The sequence below is a fragment of the Dokdonella sp. genome, assembly GCF_019634815.1.
GTDB lineage: Bacteria > Pseudomonadota > Gammaproteobacteria > Xanthomonadales > Rhodanobacteraceae > Dokdonella_A.
Genome location: NZ_JAHCAP010000001.1, coordinates 86,073 through 112,663 on the forward strand (window position 1 = coordinate 86,073; position 26,591 = coordinate 112,663).

Below are 26,591 nucleotides of genomic sequence, written 5' to 3' on the forward strand. Positions count from 1 at the left end.
CCCGCGGCAGACCGCATCCAGCTCACGCCACAGGCAGCAGGGAAATGTCGGCCACGCGCAGGAACAAACCACGCAGGCCTTCGAGCAGTGCAATGCGATTGGCGCGCACGCGCGCGTCCTCGCACATCACCATGACGCCCTCGAAATAGCGGTCGACCGGTTCGCGCAGGCTCGCCAGGCGCTTGAGCACGCCGAGATAGTCGCCCTGCGCCGCCAGTGGCGCCACTGCCGCGCGTGCGTCGTCGATCGCCGCGGCCAGCTCGCGCTCGACGCCGGCTTCAAGCAAGGCCGGATCGACCGCGCGCGGGCCGGTTTCAGCGGCCTGCCGCAGCAGGTTGCCGATGCGCTTGTTGGCCGCCGCCAGCGCGCTGGCTTCGGGCAGATGCGCAAACCCGACCACCGCGCGCAGACGCTGGTCGAAATCCGCCAGGTCAGGCGGTGCGAGTGCGCGCACCGCGTCGAAGGCTTCCACACCAATGCCTTGCTCGGCGTAGTAACCGCGCAGGCGGTCGATCACGAAGTCGTACAGCTCATTGCCCAGCTGAACGCGACGCGGACCCGGATCGAGGGTCGGCTGCTTGCCGTCCTTGCCCTTGGGCAAGCCCGCCGCGAGCGCGCTGTCGGGCAGTTGCGCGAGCGCCTCCTCGAACTGCGCACGCAGATCGAGCGCAAGACCCGCTTCGATCAGGGTGCGCGCCAGACCCAGCGCGGCGCGGCGCAGCGCAAACGGATCCTTGCTGCCCGAAGGTTTCTGGCCAACCGCGAAGATGCCTGCGAGCGTATCGATGCGGTCGGCCACCGCGAGCACGCGCGCGACGCCGCCCTGCGCGATCGCATCCCCGGCGAAACGCGGCGCATAGAATTCGTCGAGCGCCGCGGCCACCGCGGCGTTCTCGCCGTTGGCGGTCGCATAGTGACGACCCATCACACCCTGCAATTCGGGAAACTCACCGACCATGCGCGTGAGCAGATCGCAGCGCGACAGCGCCGCCGCGCGCGTCGCCAATCCAGCATCGACACCGACGCGATTGCCGATCACACGCGCAAGTTCGGCCACGCGCACGACCTTGTCCCATACGCTGCCCAGCGCCTGCTGGTAGGTGACGCGCGCCAGCGCCTGCTGGTGCTCGGCCAGCGGCAGCTTGAGGTCTTCCTCGAAGAAGAACTTGGCATCGGCAAAGCGCGGCCGGATCACGCGCTCGTAGCCCTTGCGGATCTCGCCCGGATCCCTTGATTCGATGTTGGCGACGCCGATGAAGTGCTCGCTGAGCGTGCCGTCGGCGGCGAAGCAGGGCACGAACTTCTGATTGGCCTCCATCGTCATCACCAGCGCTTCCTGCGGCACGGCGAGAAAACCGCGATCGAAGGTGCAGGCGATCGCGACGGGCCACTCGGTGAGGTTGGCGATTTCGTCGCACAGCTCCGGCGACAGTCGCGGCGTGGTGTCCGGCGGCGCCACCCGCGCCACTTCGGCGCGCACGCGCGCACGGCGCTCGGCCGGATCGGCGAGCACCTTGGCCGCGCGCAGGGCGTCGAGCCAGGAATCGGCATCGACGATATGCACACTCTGCGGATGATGGAAACGATGGCCGCGCGAGCTGCGTCCCGACGTCAGGCCGAGCAGCTGCGCGTCGATGATGTCCTGACCATGCAGGATCACCAGCCAGTGCACCGGCCGCACGAAGGCATAGTCGTGATTGCCCCAACGCATCGGCTTGGGAATCGGCAGCGCGGCGAGTGCTTCGGCAAGGATTTCCGGCACCAATTTCGCGGTCGACTGCCCGGGCTTTTCGCTGCGCGCGACGAAGCGCTCGCCCTTGGCGTCGCTGCTGCGCTGGAGCTGATCGACCGCGAGTCCGTTCTTGGCGGCAAAACCCCGCAGCGCCGCGGTCGGTGCGCCGTTCGCATCAAGGCCGATGTTGAGATACGGGCCGAGCACCTCGCTGGTCTGCGCCGGTTGCTGCGCGGCGACCGCCGGCACGTAGACCGCCAGGCGACGTGGTGACGCGTAGGTGCGTGCATTGGCAAGATCAGCGCCGATGCCGCGACGAACCATTCCTTCGCACACGCCACGCGTGAACGCGGCGGCCAGATCATCAAGCGCCTTGGGCGGCAGCTCTTCACTGCCCAATTCGATCAGCAGCGGTTGTGTCTGCTCCATCATGCGGCCTCCTTGCGTGCCTTCAGGCCCGGAAAGCCGAGTTTCTCGCGCTGCGCGAGCCAAGCCTGGGCGACCGCGCGGGCGAGCGTGCGCACCCGCAGGATGTAGCGTTGCCGTTCGGTGACGCTGATCGCGCGGCGCGCGTCGAGCAGGTTGAAGGTGTGACTGGCCTTCATCACCTGCTCGTAGGCAGGCAGGGGCAGGCCGAGCTCGACGAGGCGCTGCGATTCGGCCTCGCAGGTATCGAACCACGCCAGCAGTTTCTCGACATTGGCGTGTTCGAAGTTGTACGCGCTCTGCTCGACCTCGTTCTGATGATAGACATCGCCATAGGTGACGATGCCATGGGGCGTGCGCGTCCACACCAGGTCGTAGACGTTGTCGACGTTCTGCAGATACATCGCCAGGCGTTCCAGCCCGTAGGTGATTTCGCCGGTCACCGGTCGGCACTCGATACCGCCGGCTTGCTGGAAATAGGTGAACTGGGTGACCTCCATGCCGTTGAGCCAGACTTCCCAACCGAGGCCCCAGGCGCCGAGCGTGGGCGATTCCCAGTTGTCCTCGACGAAGCGCAGGTCGTGCACCAGCGGGTCGATGCCCAGCTCGCGCAGCGAGCCGAGGTAAAGCGCGAGGATGTCGTCGGGATTGGGCTTCATCACCACCTGATACTGGTAGTAATGCTGCAGGCGGTTGGGATTCTCGCCATAGCGGCCGTCAGTGGGTCGGCGTGAGGGCTGCACGTAGGCCGCGGCCCACGGCTCGGGACCGATCGCACGCAAGAAGGTTGCGGGGTGGAAGGTGCCCGCGCCGACTTCGGTGTCGAGCGATTGGATCAGGATGCAGCCCTGCTCGCCCCAGTAGCGATTGAGGGTCTGGATCAGTTCCTGGAAGGTCGGTGCCGGCATGCCGTGACTCACGAAGTCGATCAAGAAAAGCGCGCTAGTATACCCGCGAGGTTCCGCCCGACGGCCCGCAAGGCCGCTGCGGCGGGGCATCCGCCGGGCGGCGGGACCCTGCCCGAAACCCGGCGCGATGGCGCGGTCCGGTCGCGACCGTTGCGTGCAGCGGACGACAATCCGCTGTTCAAACCATTCGAGGATCGATGGCGATGGCTGGTGCTCCCCCGCTCGCAGGCAAGACCCCACCACCCGGCGCTGCGCTGGGACTCCATCGTCGGCTCGAGCTGGACGAGACCCTCGCCGCACTGGTCGCCGACGGCGCCCTCGGCGAAGCCGACGCCAGGCGCGTGCGCAACGACGTGCGTACCGTGCGCGGACGCACCGAACTGCATCCGCTGGTGCTGGTCGCCAACCTCAAACTGCCCGACCTGCGCCATCCGGACAAGCCACTGAGCCTGGAAGTGCTGACCCAATGGCTTGCCGACCGGGCCGGCCAACCCTATCTCAAGATCGATCCGATGAAGATCGACGTCGCCGCGGTGACCCAGGTCGTCAGCCATGCCTATGCGCAGCGCTATCGCATCCTGCCGGTTGCGGTGACCGACCTGCAGGTGGTGTTCGCCAGCAGCGAACCCTTCGACGAGCGCTGGGTCGCCGATCTCGGCCACATCCTGCGCAAGGACATCCAGCGCGTCGTCGCCAGTCCGCTCGACATCAACCGCTTCCTCGCCGAGTGGTGGAGCGTGCAGCGCTCGATCCAGCGCGCGCGCGACGCCAAGGATGGCCAGCCACAAGCCGGCTCGGGCATCCTCAACTTCGAACAGCTGGTCGAACTGGGCAAGACCGGCGATGTCGGCGTCGACGATCGCCATGTCGTGCACATCGTCGACTGGCTGCTGCAGTACGCCTTCGAACAACGCGCTTCAGACATCCATCTCGAGCCGCGCCGCGACACCAGCAACATCCGCTTCCGCATCGACGGCGTGATGCACAAGGTGTTCGAGCTGCCGACCCCGGTGATGGTCGCGGTGACTTCACGCATCAAGATCCTCGGCCGCATGGACGTGGCCGAAAAACGCCGTCCGCAGGATGGCCGCATCAAGACCCGCTCGCAGGGCGGGCGCGAAGTCGAGTTGCGCTTGTCGAGCATGCCCACCGCGTTCGGCGAGAAGATCGTGATGCGCATCTTCGACCCCGACATCGTGGTCAAGGAGTTCCGCCAGCTCGGCTTCTCCGAATCCGAGGAAAAGACCTGGCGCGATTTCGTGCTGCGCCCGCACGGCATCGTGCTGGTGACCGGCCCGACCGGATCGGGCAAGACCACCACGCTGTATTCCACGCTCAAGGTGCTGGCCACCGCCGACGTCAATGTCTGCACGGTCGAAGACCCGATCGAGATGGTCAGCCCCGAGTTCAACCAGATGCAGGTGCACCACGCGATCGAACTGGACTTCGCCGCCGGCGTGCGCACCCTGATGCGCCAGGATCCCGACATCATCATGGTCGGCGAGATCCGCGATCTGGAAACCGCGCAGATGGCGGTGCAGGCTTCCCTCACCGGCCACCTGGTGCTGTCGACCCTGCACACCAACGACGCGCCCAGTGCGCTCACCCGCCTGCTCGACCTGGGCGTGCCCAACTACCTGCTGCAATCTACCCTCGCCGGCATCGTCGCCCAGCGCCTGGTGCGCACGCTGTGCCCGCACTGCAAGGTCGAAGCCAAGCTCGACGTCCAGGGCTGGGCTGCACTCACCCATGGCCTGGGCATCAAGCCGCCGCCTTCGGTGTTCGCGCCCAAGGGCTGCCTGGAATGCCGCAAGACCGGCTTCCTCGGCCGCACCGGCATCTACGAGATGCTGCGCATTTCGCCGACGGTGCGCGCGCTGATCCAGCCGAACATGGATCTGGCCAAACTCACGCGTACCGGACTCGATGAAGGCATGCGCCCGCTGCGCGCCTCGGCCGCGGCACAAGTCGCGCGCGGCGTGACCACCCTCGCCGAAGTGGCGGACGTGCTGCCGCCCAGCGAATGAAGGCCAGCGCGATGCAGCAGCCCGCCAATCCGGTCGCCACTGGCACTACCTTCGACGCGGTCTATGCACGCCTGCACCAGATCGCGCAGCGCGAACGCAAGCGACTGGGTGCGCGCGCCACGCTCAACACCACTGCGCTCGTGCATGAGGCCTATCTCGACCTGTGCAAGAACACCGAGCCCGAGTCGATCCGCAACTTCTACGGCTACGCGGCGCGCGCGATGCGCAACCTGCTGATCGACGCCGCGCGCCAGCGCCTGGCTGCCAAGCGCGGCGGTCAGGCGCACCACACCGATCTGGATGCCGCGGCACGTCAGGCCAGCGAGCACGACGCCGTGCAGGCGATCGAACTCGATGCGGCGCTGCGCGAACTGGCCGCCGCCGAACCGCGCTGCGCACAGGTGGTGGAACTGCATTACTTCGCCGGCCTGGCGCTCGAGGAAGTGGCCAAGGTGCTGGCGCTGTCCTTGCGCACGACCAATCGCGACTGGCAATTCGCGCGCGCCTGGTTGCGTCACGAGCTGACGCCATGACACACCCTGGCGAGCGCGCGGTGGCACGCTCGGGCGCGTGACGACGTCAGCACCGACGATGGCACCGCTTTCCACCCTGCGTCGCTGGTTCGAGCACTGTCTGGATCTTCCGGACGGCGAGCGAGCGAACTGGCTGGCCCAGCATGTGGGCGATGCCGGTGACCGCGCGCGCGTGGAACGCATGTTGGCCGCCGCGACTGCGCCGCAGGGCGATTCCTTCGACGAAGAGATCAGCGTGCGCATTGGTCGCCTGCAGGAAGGACTGGACGTGCCGCCAGATCGCATTGGCCGCTGTTACGGCGCGTTCCGTCTCGTGCGCGAATTGGGTCAGGGTGGCCAGGCAGTCGTCTATCTGGGCGAGCGCGCGGACGGCGCCTTCAAGCAGGCCGTCGCGGTCAAGCTGCTGCGCCGTGGACTGTTCAGCGCGCAGGACCTGCGCGGCTTTCGCCGCGAACGCGAGATCCTCGCCCGCCTCGATCACCCCGGCATCGCGCGCCTGATCGATGGCGGTGTGGGCGAGGATGGCGTGCCCTACCTGGTCATGGATCATGTCGACGGCACGCGGCTGGATGCGTGGCTGCAGGCGAAGGAACTCGGCACCAGCGCGCGGCTGGCCCTGTTTGCCGCGCTGTGTGCAGCGGTTGGCGCCGCGCATCGCCAACTCATCGTGCATCGGGACCTCAAGCCCTCGAACGTGCTGGTGCAGGCCGATGGCATGCTCAAGGTACTCGACTTCGGCATTGCGCGCCTGCTCGATGAAGAGGACGCCGGCGCGAACACCGAACTGCACATGCTCACGCCCGGTTACGCCGCGCCCGAGCAGGTGCGTGGCGAGCCCGCCATGCCCGCCGCCGATGTGCATGCACTGGGCGTGATCCTGCGCCAGATCCTCACCGGCCAATCACCACCGCAGCGCGCCGGCGCATCATGGCCGTCCTGGCCGGATGCGACCCCGCGCGAATTGCGCTGGATCATCGAGCGCGCCACCCAGGCCGACCCCGGGCTGCGCTACCGCGACGCGGCCGAGCTGGGCGAAGACATCGAGCGCTACCGCGAGCAGCGACCGGTGCACGCCCATCCACCGGGGCGCTGGTATCGCACCCGCAAATTCGTCGCCCGCCATCGTGGCGGCGTCGGCGCCAGCGCCCTGCTGCTGCTGGTCGCGCTGCTGGGTTTCGGCAGCGCGCTGTGGCAAGCCCATGTCGCCCGCGAGCAGGCACAGCTGGCACGCACGCAGGCCGATCGCGCGATCGCGGTGCGCGACTTCGTCGACCGCATGTTCGACGCCGTGCGCGATGGTCGTGGCCGAGGTGAGGAACCCAGCATGCGCGAACTGGTCGCCAGCGCCGGCCATGCCTTGCTGCGCGCGCCGCCACACGATGCGGCGATGGCGGTCGATCTGGCCAGCCTGTTCGCGGACCTGGCCGAAGCCAGCGGCGATCTCGCCCTCGCCGACGAACTGGCCACGCAGGCCACGCGCACGGCCGATGCCGAGCTCGCGCCCGACGAGCCCTTGCGCATCGGGGCCCACGCCTTGCTCGGCTTCGTCGCCAGCAAGCGCGAGAACTACGCGCGGGCCGAGGCCGAACTGCGCCCCGCCCTGGCAGCGCTCGATCGCCACGGCCTGCGCGGCCGCCCATTGCTGCGTGCACTCGAAGGCCTCGAAGCGGTCGAAACCATGCGCGGCGATCGCAGCGCCGACATCCGGCTGGCTCGGCGCGACATCGACGAGCGCATTGCCGCTTTCGGCGCAGATAATCCCGCCGTCGGCACCGGCTACGTCAACCTCGGCTCGGCGCTGGAAGGCATCGAGGAATACGCGGGAGCCGATGCGGCCTACACCCAGGCGCTCGCCTTCGCGCTGGCCCACCACGGCGAGCACAATGTTGCCACCGCCGAGGCGCAATGCGGCCTGGCTTCGACGCGCTGGCGCAGCGGGCGCTGGCGCAGCGCGCTGGAGCTGTTTCGCGCCTGCGCGGCGCGCTACCAGGCACTGCAGCATGCGCCGACCCAATCCGAGGTCTATTCCCTGACCAAGTGGTGCGTGCTCGAAGGCTGGATGCTCGGAGCGCACACCGACGAGGCCTGCTCGCGCGCCGATGCGGCCAGCACCCGTGTCTTTGCCGGCGACCGCGACTACGCCGGCGAAAGCCTGCAGCGGCGCGCGTCGGCGATGATCGAGCGCGGCGCCGACTACGCACACGCCGAACAGATGCTCGAGCAGGCGCGCGCGTTGTATGGCGACGGCCCGCTCAATGCGATGCGCAAGGGGCGCGTCGATCAATTGCGCGCCGATCTCCTGCTGGTGCGAGGCGCCTTTGCGCAGGCGCGCGCCATGCTCCCCGAAGCAATCTCCGACCTGCGCGAGCGGCCGTACAAGCTGCAGCCCCTGCTGGCGCAGGCGCAGTTGCTGTTCGCTTGTTCGCAGGCGCCCGGGCCCGGGTGCACGAATGACCTGCGCACGCAGGTCGAGCAGGCGCAGGCGCCCCTGCTGGCCTGGCACCATCCGCAGATGCTGCAGGTGCAGGTGCTGCTCGCGCGCGTGGACCTGGCTGACCATCCGCGCGCGGCGATCACGCGCCTGCAGTCCGCGATTGCCGATGCGGCGCAGGAGTTGCCGGCAACGCATCCGCGCCTGCTCGAAGCGTCCCTGTGGCTGGCCGCCGCGCAGGCGCAAGCAGGCGACTGCGATGCGGCGCGGCAGGAACGCGCGGGCACGCTTGCCGAGGTCCATGCCGCTGCGCTCGACAAGCACCCGCTGGTGGCAAAGGCGGCGGCAGCAATGACCGAACGGTGTGCGCCAGTCACGCACTGACGGTGCCGGCATGGCGCAAATCGGCGCGTTTCGGCGTCCTTCAGGAATTCATCCCCAGAAGACCGCCACGATGTCGAACCGTTCCCCCAGTCTTGCACGCCTTCCCGCCCTGCTCCTGCTGATTGCCGCCTTGCCCGCGCAGGCCGCTGCGTTCAAGGTCGGCAGTGATGCCGCCTGCGATTTCAGTTCGGTGCAGGACGCATTCGACGCCGCCAAGGCCAACGGTCCCGGAATGGATTTGATCTACATCGCCACCAACCAAACCTATTCCGCCCAAGCCTTGTCGATCGACGATCATGACGTGTGGATTTTCGGTGGCGTGCCCGATTGCAGCACGAACACCGTCGTTGCGGGCTCGCGCGCGCATCTGTCGGGCGCCGGCAACGGCGGCCTGCCGGTGCTGTCGATCTCCGTGCCGGGCAGCCGGCGCGGCAACGTGATCGTGTGGGATCTGGAACTGAGCGATGGCCATGCCGACGCCGGGCAAGGGGGTGGCTTGCGCGTCGAAGGCAACCTGCAACTGACGATGAGCGGGCTGTGGCTCCACGACAATTCCGCGCAGGAAGGAGGCGGCGCGTGGTTCAAGGGGCTGGGCGATGGCAGCGCGCTCAGCGTCCAGTCAAGCCATTCGCAGGCCGGCAATGGTTCGATCATCGAAGGCAATCAGGCCGTGCATGGCGGCGGCATCTACGCCGACCTTTGGACCAGCGTGTCGATCGCCGATACCTTGATCAGCGCAAACAATGCCGAGATGGGCGGCGGTGCCTATCTCGCGGGCAGCAGCAGCAATGCCTTTGCCAGCGTCCCGGCCGACGGCCCGACCGGCGGCGGTATCCGCAACAATGTGGCGGATCTCGATGGCGGCGGCATGTACGCGATCGATGGCGCGCATTTCGATTCACTGCGTTATCCGGGACACGCCCAATTCCAGGTGCAGGGCAACCAGGCCGGGCGCGATGGCGGCGGGGTCTACGCCACGAATGGAGCCTCGCTCCAGTTCATCAAGGCGGCGATCATCGGCAATCAGGCCGGCATGAGCGAAGTCGGCCACGGTGGCGGCATCTACGCCGGGAACGGCGCAGGGCTCGTGCTCAGCGCTGGCGCGCCCGACGACGGCAGCGATCGCGGCTGCCTGCAGGCGCTGCCCTGCGCGGCGCTGGATGGCAATGAGGCCGACCTGGGTGGCGGCGCCTTCGCCGATCTGGGCAGCAGCATCAGCGTCGTGATGGCGCGGATTGCCGATAACCACGCACTGGCTGCGGCCGTCCTCGAAGCCCGCGGCACCGATTCGACGATTACCATCGGCTCGGCGCTCGTGCACGGCAATTCCGCCGTGAGCGGCCTGCTGCGGGCACAGGCCGGCGCCAAGTTCGTGCTCACCGGTTCGACGCTTGCCGACAATGCGGTTTCCGTGCTGCTCGATCTGGTCGATGCCGACGCCGAAATCCGCGCGAGCATCCTCCATCAGCCCGGCACGCCCGCGCTGGCGAGCAGTGGCACTTCCAGCCGCATCACGCAATGCGTGATCGCCTCGGATGATTTCGATCCGAGCGGCGATGTGCGCGTGCTCGATCCGCAATTCCTCGACGCCGCGATGCACGACTATCGCCTGGCTGACCAGAGTCTCGCCGTGGATGCCTGCGAGCCAAGCAATGGCTACGGCCGCGATTACGCCTTGCGCCTGCGCGGCATCGACCAGATCGACGTGGCCGACAACGGCGGCCCTTACGACATCGGTGCCTACGAGATGCCCTCGCGCGACGTGATCTTCGCCGATCCGTTCGAGCTGGTCTGGTGACAGGCGCTTGCGTGACTCAAGTGAGGGGATGGCGCAGTCGGCAACGAATTCGCGTCAAGGATCAAGGAGCGTTCCGGTTGCGGTTGCGGTTGCGGTTGCGGTTGCGCCTGCGACCGGTCGCGGATCTTGATCCCAGACATGGAGACGCACATGAAATCCCTGATCAAGGGTTCGCGGCGGCTGCCGCTTGCGAGCCTGATTCTTGTTGCACTTGCCGGACCGACCACGACTTCCTCGGTGGCATCGGCGGCCACATCCGCGCTGGACACCAGCGGCGCCTGGCCCACGGCGCCCGGCGCGACCGTGCGCTTCTACACCAACTGTGATGACGATGGCCTGGGCAGCCTGCGTCAGGCGATCAGCGCCTCGGCCTCGGGCGATTCGGTGCGCGCCTCGCCGACACTCTCGTGCAGCACCATCACCTTGCAGACGCCGCTGATCTTCGGCCAGCAAGACCTCGATATCCGCGGCAATGGCAAGGGACGACCGACGATCACCGCGGCTGCCACGGTCACCGATGGCCTGATCCGCCATCTGGGCGCCGGCCAGCTCAACCTGCAGTTCCTCTCGCTCGAGGGTGGCCGCAAGTACAAGGACGACGGCCAGGCCAAGGGCGGCTGCGTCTACGGCGCGGGCAACGTCGGCCTCAACGTGACCAGCGTGTCCGGCTGCACGGCCAAGGGCGTGGGCTTTCAACAAGGCATCGGTGGCGGCGTGTTCTCGCAAGGCTTGACCTCGTTGCGGTTGAGTGAGGTCAGCGGCAATGTCGCCACCTCCAGCGGCGGTGCTTACGCCAGCGGTGGCGGCATGTACGCCGTGGGTGGCGTGACCCTCGACCGCAGTGTCATCGCGGGCAACGCAACCGACACGACCGGCAACAGTTGGGGCGGCGGCTTCACCACCCCTGGTGGCGCGCAGATCGTCAATTCGGCGCTCATCAACAACAGCGCGAGGGTGTCCGGTGGGGCGCACATCCACCCGCCATCCGCCACCCCGATCTCGATCATCAACACGACCATTTCAGGCAATAGCGCCACGCGCGTGGGCGGCCTCACCTGCGTCGGCACGACCACCATCCTCAGCAGCACGATCAGCAACAATACCTCGCAAGACGGCAGCTCGGGCGGGCGCATCATCGGCGGCGGTCTCGATCTGGGCGCGGGCAACCATGTCATCGCCTCGACCATCATCACCGGCAACTACGCCGGCGGCGAGGGATTTGCCACCAGCATCAACCTCAGTTCATCCACGGGCGCGACCCTGGCCGGCGACCACGACCACATCTCCGGCTCCACGCTGGCCTTGCCCAACGGCACGATCACCACCGCCAGCCAACTGCTGCCGCTCGCGCTCAATGGCTCGAGCCGACCGACCCACGCCCTGAGTCCGACCGACCTGGATGTGGACGCCGGCGTCGCGCCGGTCGGGCAGACCTATGACCAGCGCGGCTTTCCGTTCCTGCGCTCGGTAGGACCCGGTACCGACATCGGCGCCTACGAATACGATCCGGACTACATCTTCCGCGACGGCTTCGATACCGCGTTCGGCGGCCCGCCGGGCTGATGGCGCGCCCACGGATCGCCCAATGCGATCCGTGGGCGTGTTCCGATGGCGGCCCTGCGCGCGTGAAGCGCTACCATGGCGCCAACGCAGTCTACAGTCTCGAAATTCATGCCCCAACGTGCCGGTGACGCAAGCGTATTGATCGTGCAGACCGGCAGCACCCTGCCAATGGTGCGCGCACGGCACGGCGATTTTCCCGACTGGTTCCGGCGCGGTCTGGGTCTGCCTCGCGATGAGGTCGAGGTGATCGATGTCACGGCAGGAGCCGCGCTGCCGGAGCCTGGCCAACATGCGGGCGTGATCGTCACCGGCTCGCCGGCGATGGTCACCGAGCGACTGGACTGGAGCGAGCACGCCGCGCAGTGGTTGCGCGCATCGATCGGTGCCGGCAGCGCCGTACTCGGCGTCTGCTATGGCCATCAGTTGCTCGCCCATGCGCTCGGCGGTCGCGTCGACTACCACCCCGATGGCCGCGAACTGGGCACGGTGTCCATCGAGCGCCTGGGCGAGAGCGTCGACGATCCGCTGCTCGGCGATGCACCGGCTTGCTTTCCCGCGCATGCCTCGCATCAGCAGAGCGTGCTCGAACCGCCGCCCGGCGCGGTGGTGCTGGCGCGTTCGGCGCATGATCCCTTCCACGCGATCCGCTTTGCGCCGCGCGCCTGGGGCCTGCAGTTCCATCCCGAATTCAGCGTCGAGATCATGCGCGGCTACGTCGAGGCGCGGCGGCCCGCACGCAACGGCAACTGCCCGCAGCCTTGCTGCGCGGCACGCGACTGCGCGCCGACGCCCTTCGCCCGCGGACTCCTGCGCCGCTTTCGCAGGCTCGCAACGGGTGTTGCATGAGAGCCCGCGGAATCGCCATGACTTTCGTTGCTTGACGCAAACAGGCCATGCGCCGAGTCTTGCGCGACTTCACATCCGCTTGGGGAAGCCTGTCATGAAGACCCTGCTCTGCCTGTTCGCCTTGATCCTCACGACCCTGGTCGTGGTCATGCCGGCACAAGCCGAGCCGACGACTCCCGGCGCCCGTGAGTTTCCCCCGGGCCTGCAGATCCCGCCCGCGGCGCAGCCCACGCCCGATTTCGATGTCGATCGCGCGACTCAGGCCTATCTCGATCTGCTCACGCCCGAGCAGCGCGCGCTTTCCGATGCCTACTTCGAAGGCGGCTACTGGCTGCAGCTGTGGGGTTTCCTTTACGGCCTCGTGGTCTGCGCGATCTTCCTGTTGACCGGCCTGTCGCGCTGGATGCGCGACCGCGCCGAGCGCATCACGCACAGGCCTTGGCTGCAGACGGTGATCTATGCCTTCCTGTGGATCCTGCTCGGCTTCGTGCTGGCGTTGCCGCTTTCGATCTACAGCGACTTCTTCCGCGAGCATCAGTACGGCCTGGCCACGCAGACCTTCGGCGGCTGGTTCGGTGACCAACTCAAGGGCCTGGCGATCTCGCTGGTGATCGCCCCGCTGCTGATCGCGCTGCTGTATCGCGCGGTGCGCCGCGCGGGCGCGCGCTGGTGGATCTGGGCCAGCGGCGGTGCCTTCGTGTTCATCATGCTCATGGCGATGCTCTCGCCGGTCTACCTGTCGCCGATCTTCAACGACTACAAGCCACTGCGCGAAGGCCCGGTGCGCAGCGCCGTGCTCTCGCTCGCGCGCGCCAACCAGATCCCCACCGACAACGTGGTCGAATTCGATGCCTCGCGCCAGACCACGCGCATCAGCGCCAATGTCTCGGGATTTGCCGGCACCACGCGCGTATCGCTCAACGACAACCTGCTCGACAAGACCTCGCTGCCCGAGATCAAGGCGGTGATGGGCCACGAGATGGGGCACTACGTGCTCAACCATTCGCTGCGGTTGATGATCTACATCAGCCTGGTCCTGACGCTGGGCTTCTTCTTCGTGCACGTGGTGTTCGACCGGCTGCTCGCGCGCTGGGGTCGGCGGCTGGGTCTGCGCGATCGCGGTGATACCGCGGCCTTGCCGCTGGCAGTCGCGGTGTTGTCGACGTTCTTCCTGCTGATGACGCCGGTCACCAACTCGATCACGCGCCAGGCCGAGGCCGAAGCCGACATGTTCGGACTGGACGCCGCACGCGAGCCGCATGGCTTTGCAATGGCGGCGATGCGGTTGTCGACCTATCGCAAGATCCACCCCGGGCCGCTCGAGGAAATCGTCTTCTACGACCATCCCAGCGGCTACGCACGCGTGCATGGCTCGATGATCTGGCTCAAGGAGAATCTCGAGCTGGTTCGGCGCACCGAGGCCGAGCGCGCGGCACGGGGCACCGCACCGCAGTGAGGCCAATCCACGCAACGCGGTCCGGTTGATTTTCCTGATGGGAAGAATGGCCCCGACGCCGATTCCCTTCAGCGGGTCTTGCGCTTCTTCCACATGGCCAGCCGCTCGGGATGCGGCCACGCGGTGTACAGCTCCACCGCGGAATCGACCACGTCCTGCGCGCGCGGGTGTCCGGGGCCAAAACCCTCGGCTTGCGCGAAGATGTCCCAGGCGTGGTCGAGTTGCGCCTGCGCCTCGGGATAGCGGTGCAGGCGAATCAGGATGGTGGCGTATTCGCGCGACATGATCGCGCGCATCGGATTGTCGCCGAAGGCGGCATCGGCATTGCGCGCCGCATCGCGCGCATGCCGTTCGGCACCCGCCAGATCACCGGCATCGCGCAACAACAACGAAAGATTCGACTCGGCAATCACCGTGGCCGGGCTGACTTCGCCATAAAGCCGGATCGCAAGGGCGAGCGCGCGTTCGTAGTAGGGCCGCGCCTCTTCATTGTGCCCTTGCTGACGGATGAAACTGCCCAGATTGCTCACCAGGCGCAGGGTGAGTGGATGATCCTTGCCGAATACACGCTCATAGATCGGCAATTCCGGCTCGAGCAAGGCCTGCGCATCGGCGAAGCGTTTCTGTTCCGCGTAAACGACGGCGAGGCTGTTGATTGCGCTCAAGGTGCGCGAATGTTCAGCGCCGAAACGAGCCTTGCAGTGCGCGACCAACTCCAGCGCCAGAGGCTGCGCGACGTCCAGATGCGCGGTCTCCGACTCCAGCGTGACCAGACCATTCATCGTGTCGAGGGTCTCGTCGCTGTCGACACCTGCCACTCTTCGCTGCAGCGCGAGCACGCGCTGGTAACGCTCGCGCGCTTGCTCGGTGGCGCCGGTGTTGTATTCGACGCCGGCCAGCACCGACTCGACGACCAGCCGGTCACGATCGTCGGCGGGCAGGCTCGCGACGAGGCCGAGCGCCTGCTCGGCCTGCACCAGCGCCTCCTTGGCATGTCCCTGGTTGTCCAGATTGAGCGCCGAACTCGCGAGCAGCCGCGCCCGCGCGCTGGCGCCCATCCCGGCAGCCGCGGCAGCGGCGATCGCCGTGGCGTAGTGTTCGCTTGCGATCGCGCCCTCACCGATCGCCGCATAGCTGCCGGCGATCGTGCGTTCGATATCGGCGCGCACGGCCGGTTGGCCGACCAGTTCCTTGTCGGCGCGTTGCGCGGCCGAATCGAGCAGCAGCCGCATGAGGCTGCGATCCATGCCCTTGGCCCGATTGGGATCGATGCCTGCGAGCATGCCGCGCACGAACTCGGACACCTGGGCGGCCTTGTTTGCCTCCACCTGGGCCAGGCGCGCGGATTCCCGCGCGGCATTGCGTCCCTGCAATGCCAGCACGATGCCGGCAACCAGGGCCACCGCAATCATGGCGGCCGCGACCAGACCCAGGCGATGCCGCAAGACGAAGGTGCGGGCGAGATACCAGCGCGTGGGTGCGATCGCAATCAGCGGTCGATTCGCACGATAGCGCTCGAGGTCTTCGGCCAGCGCCGAAGCCGAGGGATAACGGTCCTCGCGTTCGGTGGCCAGCGCCTTGCGCAGGATCGCACGCAGCGAAGCAGGCAAGTTGCGCGCAGCGGCCAGCAAGGAATCCGTCGGCGCCGGTGGCCCGCCTGCCGCGTCTTCCACGGCCGCGAGCAAGGTCGCGTGCAGGCCCTTGCGCGAAGCATGCGGCGCCGAGGCGAGGCTGGCCGCGTCGCAACCGGTGAGCAATTCGCACAGCATCACGCCCAGGGCGTAGACATCGCTGCGGGTATCCAGATCGCGTCCGCCGCGCGCCGACTGCTCGGGGCTCATGTAGGCCAGCGTCCCGGCCTGCTCGTCCACGCGCACGCTCACCTCGACCACACCATCGGCGGATGCACCGCCCCCGATGGCGATGCCGAAGTCGATGATGATCGGCAGCGGCACGCCATCGACTTCGCGTACCAGCACATTCGCCGGCTTGAGGTCGCGATGGATGATGCCCTTCTGGTGCGCGTGCTGGACACCGTGGCAAATGCGTTTGAACAGCGCGATGCGCTGGCTGCGGTCCAGGGCGTGTTCACGGCAGAATTGCGCCAGCGGTTCTCCCTCGACCCATTCCATGGCCAGGTAGGGATGCCCGTCTTCGGTCGTACCCGCATCGAATACCTGCGCGATCGACGGGTGCTGCATTTGCGCCAACGCCTGGCGCTCGACATCGAAATAGGCGCGCGCGAGCGGGCTGGCCACCTGCTCGCGGATCAGCTTGAGCGCGACCTTGCGCCGCACCGGGCGCAGCTGCTCGGCCAGATAGACCCGACCCATGCCGCCCTCGCCGAGCAAGGCGCGGATCTCGTAGACGCCCAATTGCGTACCCGGAGCCAGTTCGGCCGACGGGCCGGCGGCACAGGCGCTGCGCGGCAGCAGCTCGGTGGCATCATCGGTCATCGGTGGCTGCGATGGCATTGCACGAGACTCCCGGAAACGCGCCCCGCTGGACGCGCGCGGGCACAGGGGGAGAGTGTAAGGCGCTGCGGCGATGCGCGCGCGAACCCTCGCAGCTGGCTACACTGATGGCAAACCCTGGCCGGGCTTGCCTGCATGCGCACAATCGGGCGCGACTCCACCACTCCCACCACGCAGCCGCGCACCCTTCGCCCAGCGCACGGTGCGGGCGATGCGAACGGTGCGGACGCCTGCCTGGTGGTCCTGCAGGGACCCTCGCTGGGCCAGCGCATCGATCTTGGTGACGGCGAGCTCACGCTTGGACGCGGCGATGATGCGAGTTTTCGCATCGACGAACGCAGCGTATCGCGCCTGCATGCCCGCATCTGGCGCCAAGACGGCAGTTGGCGGCTGCGCGACCTGGGTTCGACCAATCGCAGCCTGCTCAACGATGTTCCGGTCGAGGAAGCCGAGCTCAGCGACGGCGACTACATCACCATCGGCAGCTGCGTGCTCAAGTTCATGGCGCGCACCTCGGTCGAAGCGCGCTACCACGACGAGATCTACCAGCTGGCCACGCGCGATCCACTCACCGGCCTGAGCAATCGCCGCCACTTCCTCGACCTGATCGAGCGCGAACTGCAGCGCGCGAACCGCCACGATCGCGCCTTGTGCCTGCTGATCATCGATCTCGACCACTTCAAGGCGATCAACGATCGGCATGGCCACATCGCCGGCGATCAGGTGCTGGAAAGGCTTGGCAGCGCGCTGCAATCCTTGGCGCGCGACGAGGCAATCGCAGCGCGCATCGGCGGCGAGGAATTCGCGATCGCCCTGCCCGAGCACGATCTGGTTGCCGGCGCCGCGGTGGCCGAGCAGGTACGCGGCACGATCGCCGCACTCGAATTCACGCTGCCCGATGGGCCGACCACGATCACGGTCAGCGTGGGCGCGGCCACATGGCGCCCCGGCATGCAGCGCGTCGGCGACCTGATGGGTGCCGCCGACGAGGCGCTCTACCGCGCCAAGCAGCTCGGGCGCAACCGCGTCGAGCTGGGATGAATTGGGTCATGAAATCGCACGAAGTGGGGTCAGGCGCAATTTCCGATCACCATCGCCGGCTTGATCCCTCATGCCGGAAAAATGCCTGACCCCGATTCAAGCGTCCCTCACTTCACCACTTCGCCGCCCTTGAGCACGAAGCGCACATGCTCGAGTCTCGAGATGTCGGTGAGCGGATCGCCATCGACGGCGATCAGGTCGGCATAGCGCCCCGGCTGCAGCGAACCGACCTTGTCGCTCCAGCCGAGCAGCTCGGCGGCCTGGGTCGTGGCGGCCTGGATCGCCTGCATCGGGGTCATGCCCCACTCCACCATCTTGGCGAACTGCTTGGCGTTCCAGCCATGCGGATACACGCCCGCGTCGGTGCCGAAAGCCATCTTCTCGCCCGCGCGCACCGCGCGGCGGAAGCTCTCGCGCTGGGTGCGCCCGACGAGCTTTTCCTTGTCGATCTGGTTCTGCGGCACGCCGAGCTTGGCGTATTCGGAAAGAATGTAGTCATCGTTGTAGACGTCGAAGTCGAGCCAGGTGCCGCGCTGCCTGGCGAGCTTGAGCCCCTCGTCATCGATGAAGCTGCAATGTTCGACCGAATCGACACCGGCCTTGATCGCCATCTTGATCGCCTCCGCGCCATGCGCATGCGCGGCGACCTTGCGGCCCCAGCGATGCGCCTCGTCGACCAGCGCATTCATTTCATCCTGCGTGTACTGCGCCGCGCCGACCGATTCCTCGTTGCTGAGCACGCCCGCGCCGGCCATGAACTTGATCACGTCGGCGCCGCGCTTGACGTTTTCGCGCACGCGCTGGCGGATCGCATCGACGCCATCAACCACGCCATTGGCACCGTGGAACTCGATGTTGGGTGCGAAACCCGTGCCGCCATCGGCATGGCCACCGGTCGCGCCGAGCGCAATCCCCGCGGCAAGGATGCGCGGTCCGGGAATCTGGCCGCGGTCGATCGCATTGCGCAGGGCGATGTCGATGTACTGGTTCGAGCCCAGATTGCGCACCGTGGTGAAGCCCGCTTCGAGCGTGCGCCGCGCCGAGCTGGGCGCAAGCACCGCGGTGTCGATCGGGCCGAGCGTGAGGATGTCCTTGTAATAGTTGCCGCTGCCGAAGGTGGGATCGAAGTCCAGGTGCACGTGCACGTCGATCAGGCCTGGCAACAGGGTCGCATCACCGAGGTCGATCCGCTCGTCGTAGCCGGCGGGAATGGCCCCGCCACTGCGCACCTCGATGATGCGATCGCCCTGGATCAGCACCAGCGGATGCTCGATGACCTTGCCCTGCTCGGGCGCAATCAGGCGCGCGGCGGTCACCGCGAGCTGACGCGGCGCGGGCGCTTCGACGGCGCCCGCGGTGGTGGCAAGGGCAAGTCCAAGGACACAGAGCAGTCGGCGCATGGCGGCGTCCACGAGGTGGGGGAATTTCACGTTAGCAGGAGGCGAGCGCGCCGTCGCGGGCGATTGGTCACGGGGTGGTCGCTGGCCCACGATTGGCTTCGCGCCACCCCGACGTGACAAAATCACCCGCTCGACCCGCCCGTCGCCCATTGCATCCGGAGTCGCCTGATGGCCACGCAAGAAATCAAGGTTCCCGACATCGGTAGCCACGGCAACGTCCCGGTGATCGAGGTATTGGTCAAGGTTGGCGACACGGTTGCCAAGGATCAGGGCCTGGTCACGCTGGAATCGGACAAGGCGACGATGGAAGTACCCGCCACCGTTGCCGGGGTGGTGCAGACGGTGGCCGTCAAACTCGGGGATGAAGTCTCGACCGGTCACGTCGTTGCGATCATCGAAACCAGTGGGGCCGCGGCAGCGCCCAAGCCCGCGGCTGCGGCCACGCCGGCGCCCGCTGCGGTCGTTGCGCCGCCGCCTGCGCCCAGCCCAAGCGCAGTTCCTGCGGTCGCATCCGCGCCCGTCGCCCCGACAGCCACGCCCACGCGCACGCCGCCGGTCGCCTTCGACGCCAGCGCACTGATGCCCGATCAGGTGCCCTACGCGAGCCCCGCGGTGCGCCGCTTCGCGCGTGAACTGGGCGTTGACCTCACCCAGGTCAAGGGCAGCGAGCGCAAGGGCCGCATCAGCAAGGAAGACGTGCAGAACTTCGTCAAGTCCGCACTCGCCGGCGGCGGTTTCGCGCGCGCCGCGGGTGGCGCTGGCGGCCTCAACCTGCTGCCGTGGCCGAGCGTCGATTTTGCCAAGTTCGGCCCGGTGGAAACCAAGCCGCTGTCGCGCATCAAGAAGATCTCCGGCGCCAACCTCGCACGCAACTGGGCGATGATTCCGCACGTCACCCAGTTCGACCACGCCGACATCACCGAGCTGGAAGCCCTGCGCGTGCAGCTCAACAAGGAAAACGAGAAGTCCGGCATCAAGCTCACCATGCTCGCCTTCCTCGTCAAGGCGGTGGTCGCGGCACTGAAGAAGTTCCCCGACTTCAACGCCTCGCTCGATGCCAGCGGCGAGACCCTCACGCTCAAGCAGTACTTCCACGTCGGCTTTGCCGCGGACACCCCCAACGGTCTGGTCGTGCCCGTGCTCAAGGACGCCGACAAGAAGGGCGTGATCGAAATCGCGCAGGAAAGTGGCGAACTGGCGAAGAAGGCGCGCGAAGGCAAGCTCGGCCCCGCCGACATGCAGGGTGGATGTTTTTCCATCTCCTCGCTCGGCGGCATCGGCGGCACCGCCTTCACGCCGATCGTCAATGCGCCGGAAGTGGCGATCCTGGGCGTGTCGAAGTCATCGATCCAGCCGGTCTGGGACGGCAAGGCATTCCAGCCGCGTCTGTTGCTGCCGCTGTCGCTCAGCTATGACCACCGCGTGATCGACGGCGCCGCTGCCGCGCGCTTCACCGCGTATCTGGGCCAGGTGCTCGCCGACATGCGCCGGGTCCTGCTCTGAGCAAGCCGTTCCGGGGCTCGCGCACGCTGCAAGCGTGCGCGCCGCCATCGGACTGGCCGGGCATCCTGCTAGAGTAGGCCGATGCCGCTGATCCTTCGCGCCGCGTGCGCCGCCGTCCTCACCGTTTGCGCCGCCACCGCCACCGCCACCGCCACCGCTGCCGCGCGCGCGCCCGCCTCGCCACCACCATCGGCCAGCCAGGCTGAGCGCGAATTCGCTGCCGAAGTCGCCCGCGAGGGCGGTCCTGCCGCCGATGCGGTGTTGCAGACGCTGGCCAAGGCCAAGCTGCAGCAGTCGATCCTCGACGCGATCGCGCGCCCGGCCGAAGCGACGAAAACCTGGGCGCAGTATCGGCCGATCTTCATCACGCAGAAGCGCATCGATGACGGCATCGCGTTCTACCGTGACAACCGCGAGCTGATCGATCGCATCGCCACGCAATATGGCGTGCCCGCCGAGATCATCGTCGCGATCATGGGCGTGGAGACCGGCTACGGCAAGATCACCGGCAAGTACCGCGTGCTCGATGCGCTGGTCACGCTCGCGTTCCACTATCCGCCGCGCGAGAAGTTCTTCCGTGGCGAACTCAAGCAACTGTTCCTGCTCGGCGATGCGCACCTGGCGTTTCCGATCGACCAGCTGCGCGGCTCCTATGCCGGTGCGATGGGCTGGGGCCAGTTCATGCCGACCAGCATCGCGAAGTGGGCGCGCGACGAGGATCGCGACGGCCGCATCGACCTGTGGGCTTCGCTGCCCGACATCAGCGCGAGCATTGCCAATTATTTCGTCGAACACGGCTGGCAGGCTGGCGCGCCAGTCGCGGTGCGCGCGCAGCCCGCCGCCGACGCCAAGCCGCTCGCCGATCCGGGCATCGAACCGATCTATCCCTTGCAGCAGATGGAAGCCTGGGGCTACGCACCGATCGAGCGCGTGGACGCTGCCACACCCTCGACCCTGCTCACGCTCGAAGGCGAGCAAGGTCGCGAATACTGGCTGGTGTTCGGCAATTTCCGTGCGATCACGCGCTACAACAAGAGCCCGCTGTACGCGATGGCGGTGTTCCAGCTGGCGCAGGAAATCGCGGCGGGAGCCGCCGCGCCGTGATGCTCGCGCGCCTGCTGGCGCCGCTGCTGTTGCTGTGCGCCTTGCTGACCGCTTGCGCCAGTCGCGCGCCGCGCCGCGCCGAATCGACACCGAAGCAGCCTGCAGCCACAGGCGGCATCGACGATGACGTCTCGCGACCACAGTCGCAGCGCTATCGGCATGGCAGCGATTTCGGCCCCGCTGGAGCGCCGATCGACGTGTCGAAGATTCCCGAGCCCGTGCCCAAGGTCGAGCCGCGCTCGCGCTACGGCAACAAGGAACGCTACGAAGTGCTGGGCAAGAGCTATCACGTGCTGCCCGATGCACGCGGCTATGTCGAGCGCGGGATTGCCTCGTGGTATGGCAACAAGTTCCACGGTTATCTCACCTCCTCGTTCGAGAAGTACGACATGTACGCGTTCAGCGCCGCGCACAAGACGCTGCCGCTGCCCAGCTACGCGCGCGTGACCAATCTCGACAACGGCAAGAGCGTGATCGTGCGCATCAACGATCGCGGCCCCTTCCACGACAACCGCCTCATCGACCTGTCCTACGCCGCCGCGGTGAAGATCGGCGTGTGGCCCAAGGGAACCGGGTTGGTGGAAGTACGTGCGATCGACCCGAGCCGCGGCGGCGATGCCGGCAGCGCAAGTGCAAGCGCGCCCGCGCCGATCGAACAGGCGGCCGTCTCGGCCAAACCGGCCAGCAACGGCGCCGCAACCGCTCCCGACAGCAGAACGCCTGCATTCGGCCACGCACTCCTCTACCTGCAACTGGGCGCATTCGGTGAGCGCGCCAATGCGCAGCGTGCGCTGGCACAGGCGCAGCGCGCCGGGCTTGCCGATGTTTCGATCGTGACTGCAAATGTCGAAGGTCGCAGCATTCATCGCGTGCGCCTTGGTCCGCTGGCCGATGCCGCAGCCGCCGATGCCATGAGCCGGCGCATCGAGCGCCTCGGGCTGGGCACGCCGCGCGTGGTGATCGAAAACTGAACGCATGAACATCCGCCGACCACGCGGCAAAAAGTGCTGAAAACGGCGTGTCTTGTGCGGCTTGCTCTGCGACAATCACGCTTTGTTCGTCGTTGTGAAGCCTCCACGCATGAAGCTGTCCGTCTTCGTCCTTGCCGCCGCTTGCGCATTGATCTGCACAAGCGTGCCGGCCGCTCCACCTCATCACACCAAAGCCGCGGCGGCGAAAGCCAAGCGCAGCACCAAACCAGTGAGCAAGCCTGCAACCGCGAACACGCTGGCGATTGCCACCGGCGTGGTTGCCGGCAGCGCCAGCACCGCCGCCGGGAAAGCCGCTGCCAGCGGCAGCGCGCAGGAAAATCTGCCGAGCCCGCAGGCCGTGCCCAAGCCGGTACCCGCCGCCAATGCCGCAGCGGGTACGGGGCCGATCCCGCCGCCACCCGCGATCGATGCCAAGGCCTGGCTCTTGATGGACTACGCCAGCGGTCAAGTGCTTGCGCAGTCGAACATGGATCAGCGCGTCGCGCCCGCCTCGATCACCAAGGTGATGACCTCTTACGTGGTCTCGGCCGAACTGGCGCAGGGCAAGATCAAGCTCGACGACAAGGTCACGATCAGCGAGAAGGCCTGGCGCTCGGGCGGCGCGGGCACCGATGGCTCGACCAGCTTCCTGCAACTGGGCAGCCAGGTGCCGCTCAAGGACCTGCTCTACGGCATGATCATCCAGTCGGGCAACGACGCCGCGATTGCGCTGGCCGAATACACCGCAGGCTCCGAGGACATCTTTGCCCAGCTCATGAACCAGTACGCGCAGCGACTGGGCATGAGCGGCACGCATTTCGTCGATGCCAGCGGCCTGCCCAATCCCGAGCACTACACCACCGCGCATGACGTGGCGCTGATGTCGCGTGCGCTGATCCACGACTATCCCGACGAGTACAAGATCTACGCGATCAAGGAATTCGAGTGGAACGGCATCAAGCAGCACAATCGCAACACCCTCCTGTGGCGCGATGACAGCGTCGACGGCATCAAGACCGGTCATACCTCCGAAGCCGGCTTCTGCCTTGCCACCTCGGCACAGCGCGGCGAGCAACGTCTGATCGCCGTGGTGATGGGCGCACCCAGCGAGAAGGCGCGCGCCGATGACAATCAGGCCCTGCTCAATTACGGCTTCCGCTTCTACGAGACGCACAAGCTCTACGCCGCGAACGCGCCGCTGGTTGCGCCGGAATTCTGGAAGGGCGCCAGCGACACACTGCCGCTGGGCGTTGCCGAGGATGTGCTGGTGACTTTTCCACGCGGTCGCTATGGCGAGCTCAAGGCCAATCTGGACATGCCCTCGCGTCTGGTTGCGCCGATCGCCAAGGGCCAGCAGGTCGGCAGCCTGCACGTGACGCTCGATGGCAAGTCCCTGCTCGAGCGCCCCTTGATCGCGCTCGCCGATGGCGCCGAAGGTGGCTTCTTCAAGCGCATGAGCGATGGCATCTGGATGTGGTTCAAGGGCGATGCGGGTGGCACGGTTTCGACCGAGGCGGCCAAGGCGCAATGAGCCTTTGATTCCCGGCGCGTGCCTCCATATCGTTGAGCCACGATCGGCGCCACGCAATTCGGAGCACGCATGAAAGACCTCGGTGAAATCAGGCCAGACAACCCCCAGCAGGGTTTCCAGTTTCCCGGCGTGTTCGAAATCACCGCGCTGGGCAGCGCTCGCGCCGAGCTCGAGAACGAAGTGCTGCGCATCATCGGCGACGCGGGCCTGAGCGTGCTGGCCGAAGCGGTGCGCGTGCGGCCCTCGCGCGAAGGCAACTACGTTTCGGTCACCGCGAGCTTCATGTGCCCCACGCGCGAGAAATACGACGAGGTGCATGCGGCGCTGCGCGCGCACCCGGATATCCGCTGGACGCTGTGACGATCTGACCGATTGAAGGTGGCCAGATGATCTGATCGGATCTACTCGCCCTTGGCCTTGCTTGCCCAGGCCCTGGGTTGCCAGTCTGCGGGCGGGTCGGCTTTGCCGGCACGCGCAGCGGCAGCACGGATGGCGGCGAGTTCACCCTTGGCGACATAGTCATCGGCGAAGGCGTCAGTCATCCTGTCCGACATCGAGGCTTGCTCCTGCCACCAGGCAATGCGTCGTGCGAATGCACGATCTTCATCCTCGAGCGCGCCCAGATTCAGCAGGGTCCTGGTGCCCACCGCAGTCACCAGCAGTGATGTGCCCGAATGCAACAGCAGGCGCGCGACCGCAATGCAGTCGTCGCGCAACACAGCGGCATTGGCGGCGTTGCTTTTTCCGCACGCGCGCGCGAACCCATTCATGCTGCCGAACGCCGGGCTGCCCATGCCGAGCATCAGTGCTCCACTGACCGCAGCCCATTTGTCGAGATCGACGGCGTCACCGCTGATGCCCTCACGCGCGAACATCTCGCGGTACGACTCGGGTACCGGTTGGCGCTGAAATGCCGCATGCAGCAATTCGAACGCGGCGAGACTGTAATCGTCATAGCGGCTGCCAGTGGCGGCGCGATGCAGGAGCTGAGCCACATCGGCCCCGTCTTTCATTGACGCCAGCCAGACGAAGGCGTTGTCGGCATCAAGTTGCTGCAGGCGAACCAGAGCCGGCGCGCTGGCCGATGCATCGCCGAGCGCAAGCCATTGCACGAAGGCATTGCCCGGGTTGGCCGCGGCCAGATCAGCCAAGTCCGTGTCAGCCAAGGCGTCGGCAGACCCGCCAGCCGCACTCGCTCCTTGCCGTTCGCGGGCAGACATGCCCTTGCGCATGTTCTCGACGAAAAAGCCGAGCGCACGTTCACGCTCGTCGCTGCGTGCTGCAAGATCGCTGGCGATTGCGCTCAGGTAACTCGACCAGGCGTCTTCGGCACGACCGCTCTCTTCACGCATGCGCTCGGCCGAGGAAACCCAGCCTGGCGGCGGCGTTGCCGGCAAGCCCAAACGTTCGAGGCGGTGCGTGGTGGCGGCGATGTCGCCATCGGCATTGCGCCAGTCGCTGGCCAAGCCGGTATCGACGGCGCCAAACAACTCGGCATTGTGCGCGGGTGTTGCCGCGTTCTCGATCAGGTACTGCAATTGGTAGCGCTGCTCGGCAAGCTCGTCCTGCGTCGCGCCCGCCGCGGCAAGCATTTTCAGACCGGTCTGGCGCAAACTGATGCTGCTGCCCTTGTCGGCGAGGAGCTCGCCCGCGCGCGCGCACCAACCCAGTCGTTGCAAGGCGCTGTCCTGCGCGGCGTCGGGCTTGCACACTGCTTCGAGCTTGTCGTCGACCGCTCCACGGCTGCGGTCGCCTTGCTGCAAGGCCTGCAGCAGCGCGAGGTCCCGTGCCGGCCCGGCGGGTTCTTGCACATGGGCACCCTCCATTGCCTCCGCGAACGAATTGAGCCAGCTCGGATGCTGCGCGTACAAACGCCGCCACAGGCGCACGAGTTCACCCTGATGATCGCTGGCGCGACTTGCACCGGCCATGCGCGCCAGCGCGGTGTCGATTCCGGCCGCATCGCCCTTGGCTACGGCCAAGGCGACCGCGTACTGCCATGCCGCGGCATTGTCGGCCTCCAGACGCACGAGATTGGCGACCTCGGCCTCGGGCCACTGGGTCGGCCCGCATTGGCTGCTGAAATAGCTGCCGTCCTCAGCTGCGACCCACTGCACGAAGGCATCGTCGGGAGCGAGTTCCACGGCGCGCTGTTTGATTTCTTCGGGTTTGGGCAGCAGCTTGTTGGCCACGTCGTCCGGGTCGAGCCATAGGCTCCCCGCCAACACCTGTACGCGCGGCGAGGGATCGGCACGCAGCAGTTCGAAGCGTTCGCGCTCCATCTGCCGGTAGTTGGCCATGTCATCGACGTCGGCCCACGCGGTCTGCGCGCATCCGGCAAGCAGGACTCCGCTGCACAGGGTCGCAAGGCGCATCGTCACTCTCCAGTGGGAGCTCATGGGAGCACTCTAGCGCAGCGGTCGTGGCGATTGCGGGGCAAATCGGTGACCCTGTTGGGAATTT

The 26,591-nt window shown here is 67.0% G+C and carries 18 protein-coding genes; 13 read left to right on the forward strand and 5 right to left on the reverse strand.

Translation table 11 applies throughout. The annotated features are described in order from the left end of the window. Nucleotides 1-22 precede the first annotated feature (22 nt). Together glyS and glyQ are read right to left on the reverse strand one after the other, a co-directional pair. Nucleotides 23-2,161, reverse strand: coding sequence for a glycine--tRNA ligase subunit beta (gene glyS / locus KF759_RS00340; protein ID WP_291222157.1), 2,139 nt, complete (start codon nt 2,159-2,161; stop codon nt 23-25). Continuing rightward, the gene (glyQ, locus tag KF759_RS00345; RefSeq protein ID WP_291222469.1) at nt 2,161-3,066 is read right to left on the reverse strand and encodes a glycine--tRNA ligase subunit alpha; all 906 of its coding nucleotides are present in this window, start codon (nt 3,064-3,066) and stop codon (nt 2,161-2,163) included. Before glyQ ends, glyS begins: the two co-directional genes overlap by 1 nt. A gap of 203 nt (nt 3,067-3,269) precedes the next feature. On the opposite strand from glyQ, the gene KF759_RS00350 reads away from it, so the two are divergent. The 7 genes from KF759_RS00350 to KF759_RS00380 all read left to right on the forward strand — a co-directional run bounded on the left by KF759_RS00350 (nt 3,270) and on the right by KF759_RS00380 (nt 14,104). Further along, the gene (locus KF759_RS00350; RefSeq protein WP_291222159.1) at nt 3,270-5,093 is read left to right on the forward strand and encodes a type II/IV secretion system protein; all 1,824 of its coding nucleotides are present in this window, start codon (nt 3,270-3,272) and stop codon (nt 5,091-5,093) included. 11 nt (nt 5,094-5,104) lie between these two features. Further along, a complete protein-coding gene (locus KF759_RS00355) occupies nt 5,105-5,626 on the forward strand; it encodes an ECF-type sigma factor (protein WP_291222161.1) in 522 nt (173 codons plus the stop codon). Between the two features lie 58 nt (nt 5,627-5,684). Further along, nucleotides 5,685-8,441 carry a serine/threonine-protein kinase gene (locus KF759_RS00360; protein ID WP_291222162.1) on the forward strand — a complete coding sequence of 919 codons (2,757 nt, stop codon included), beginning with the start codon at nt 5,685-5,687 and terminating at the stop codon, nt 8,439-8,441. Between the two features lie 70 nt (nt 8,442-8,511). Then, on the forward strand, nt 8,512-10,239 hold the full coding sequence (locus KF759_RS00365; RefSeq protein WP_291222164.1) for a hypothetical protein: 1,728 nt from the start codon (nt 8,512-8,514) through the stop codon (nt 10,237-10,239). 150 nt (nt 10,240-10,389) lie between these two features. Continuing rightward, complete coding sequence (locus tag KF759_RS00370) at nt 10,390-11,802, forward strand: choice-of-anchor Q domain-containing protein (protein ID WP_291222165.1); 1,413 nt, start codon at nt 10,390-10,392, stop codon at nt 11,800-11,802. A gap of 108 nt (nt 11,803-11,910) precedes the next feature. Further along, nucleotides 11,911-12,648: a glutamine amidotransferase gene (locus KF759_RS00375; RefSeq protein ID WP_291222166.1), complete on the forward strand. Its 738-nt coding sequence runs from the start codon at nt 11,911-11,913 to the stop codon at nt 12,646-12,648. Between the two features lie 94 nt (nt 12,649-12,742). Then, nucleotides 12,743-14,104 carry a M48 family metallopeptidase gene (locus tag KF759_RS00380; protein ID WP_291222167.1) on the forward strand — a complete coding sequence of 454 codons (1,362 nt, stop codon included), beginning with the start codon at nt 12,743-12,745 and terminating at the stop codon, nt 14,102-14,104. Nucleotides 14,105-14,172: 68 nt separating this feature from the next. On the opposite strand, the gene KF759_RS00385 is transcribed toward KF759_RS00380, so the two are convergent. Beyond that, nucleotides 14,173-16,560 carry a serine/threonine-protein kinase gene (locus tag KF759_RS00385; RefSeq protein WP_291222168.1) on the reverse strand — a complete coding sequence of 796 codons (2,388 nt, stop codon included), beginning with the start codon at nt 16,558-16,560 and terminating at the stop codon, nt 14,173-14,175. 255 nt (nt 16,561-16,815) lie between these two features. On the opposite strand from KF759_RS00385, the gene KF759_RS00390 reads away from it, so the two are divergent. Then, nucleotides 16,816-17,619, forward strand: a complete 804-nt coding sequence (locus tag KF759_RS00390) for a GGDEF domain-containing protein (protein WP_291222170.1) — start codon at nt 16,816-16,818, stop codon at nt 17,617-17,619. A gap of 107 nt (nt 17,620-17,726) precedes the next feature. Here KF759_RS00390 and KF759_RS00395 read toward each other — a convergent pair whose 3' ends face one another. Continuing rightward, nucleotides 17,727-19,019, reverse strand: a complete 1,293-nt coding sequence (locus KF759_RS00395) for an amidohydrolase family protein (RefSeq protein ID WP_291222171.1) — start codon at nt 19,017-19,019, stop codon at nt 17,727-17,729. A 168-nt stretch (nt 19,020-19,187) separates the two neighbouring features. Here KF759_RS00395 and aceF point away from each other — a divergent pair, with 168 nt between their 5' ends. From aceF to KF759_RS00420, 5 genes are all read left to right on the forward strand, one after another. After that, the gene (aceF, locus tag KF759_RS00400; RefSeq protein WP_291222172.1) at nt 19,188-20,522 is read left to right on the forward strand and encodes a dihydrolipoyllysine-residue acetyltransferase; all 1,335 of its coding nucleotides are present in this window, start codon (nt 19,188-19,190) and stop codon (nt 20,520-20,522) included. An 81-nt stretch (nt 20,523-20,603) separates the two neighbouring features. Then, a complete protein-coding gene (gene mltB / locus KF759_RS00405) occupies nt 20,604-21,626 on the forward strand; it encodes a lytic murein transglycosylase B (protein WP_291222174.1) in 1,023 nt (340 codons plus the stop codon). Continuing rightward, entirely contained in the window at nt 21,626-22,597 is a 972-nt protein-coding gene (locus tag KF759_RS00410; protein WP_291222471.1) for a septal ring lytic transglycosylase RlpA family protein, read from the forward strand. The genes mltB and KF759_RS00410 overlap by 1 nt, the downstream gene beginning before the upstream one ends. 274 nt (nt 22,598-22,871) lie before the next feature. Continuing rightward, nucleotides 22,872-24,128 (forward strand): D-alanyl-D-alanine carboxypeptidase family protein, encoded by a 1,257-nt coding sequence (locus tag KF759_RS00415; RefSeq protein WP_291222473.1) that lies wholly within the window; start codon nt 22,872-22,874, stop codon nt 24,126-24,128. Between the two features lie 69 nt (nt 24,129-24,197). After that, nucleotides 24,198-24,488 carry a DUF493 family protein gene (locus KF759_RS00420; RefSeq protein WP_291222175.1) on the forward strand — a complete coding sequence of 97 codons (291 nt, stop codon included), beginning with the start codon at nt 24,198-24,200 and terminating at the stop codon, nt 24,486-24,488. A 41-nt stretch (nt 24,489-24,529) separates the two neighbouring features. On the opposite strand, the gene KF759_RS00425 is transcribed toward KF759_RS00420, so the two are convergent. Then, complete coding sequence (locus tag KF759_RS00425; protein WP_291222176.1) at nt 24,530-26,503, reverse strand: hypothetical protein; 1,974 nt, start codon at nt 26,501-26,503, stop codon at nt 24,530-24,532. Nucleotides 26,504-26,591: the final 88 nt, after the last annotated feature.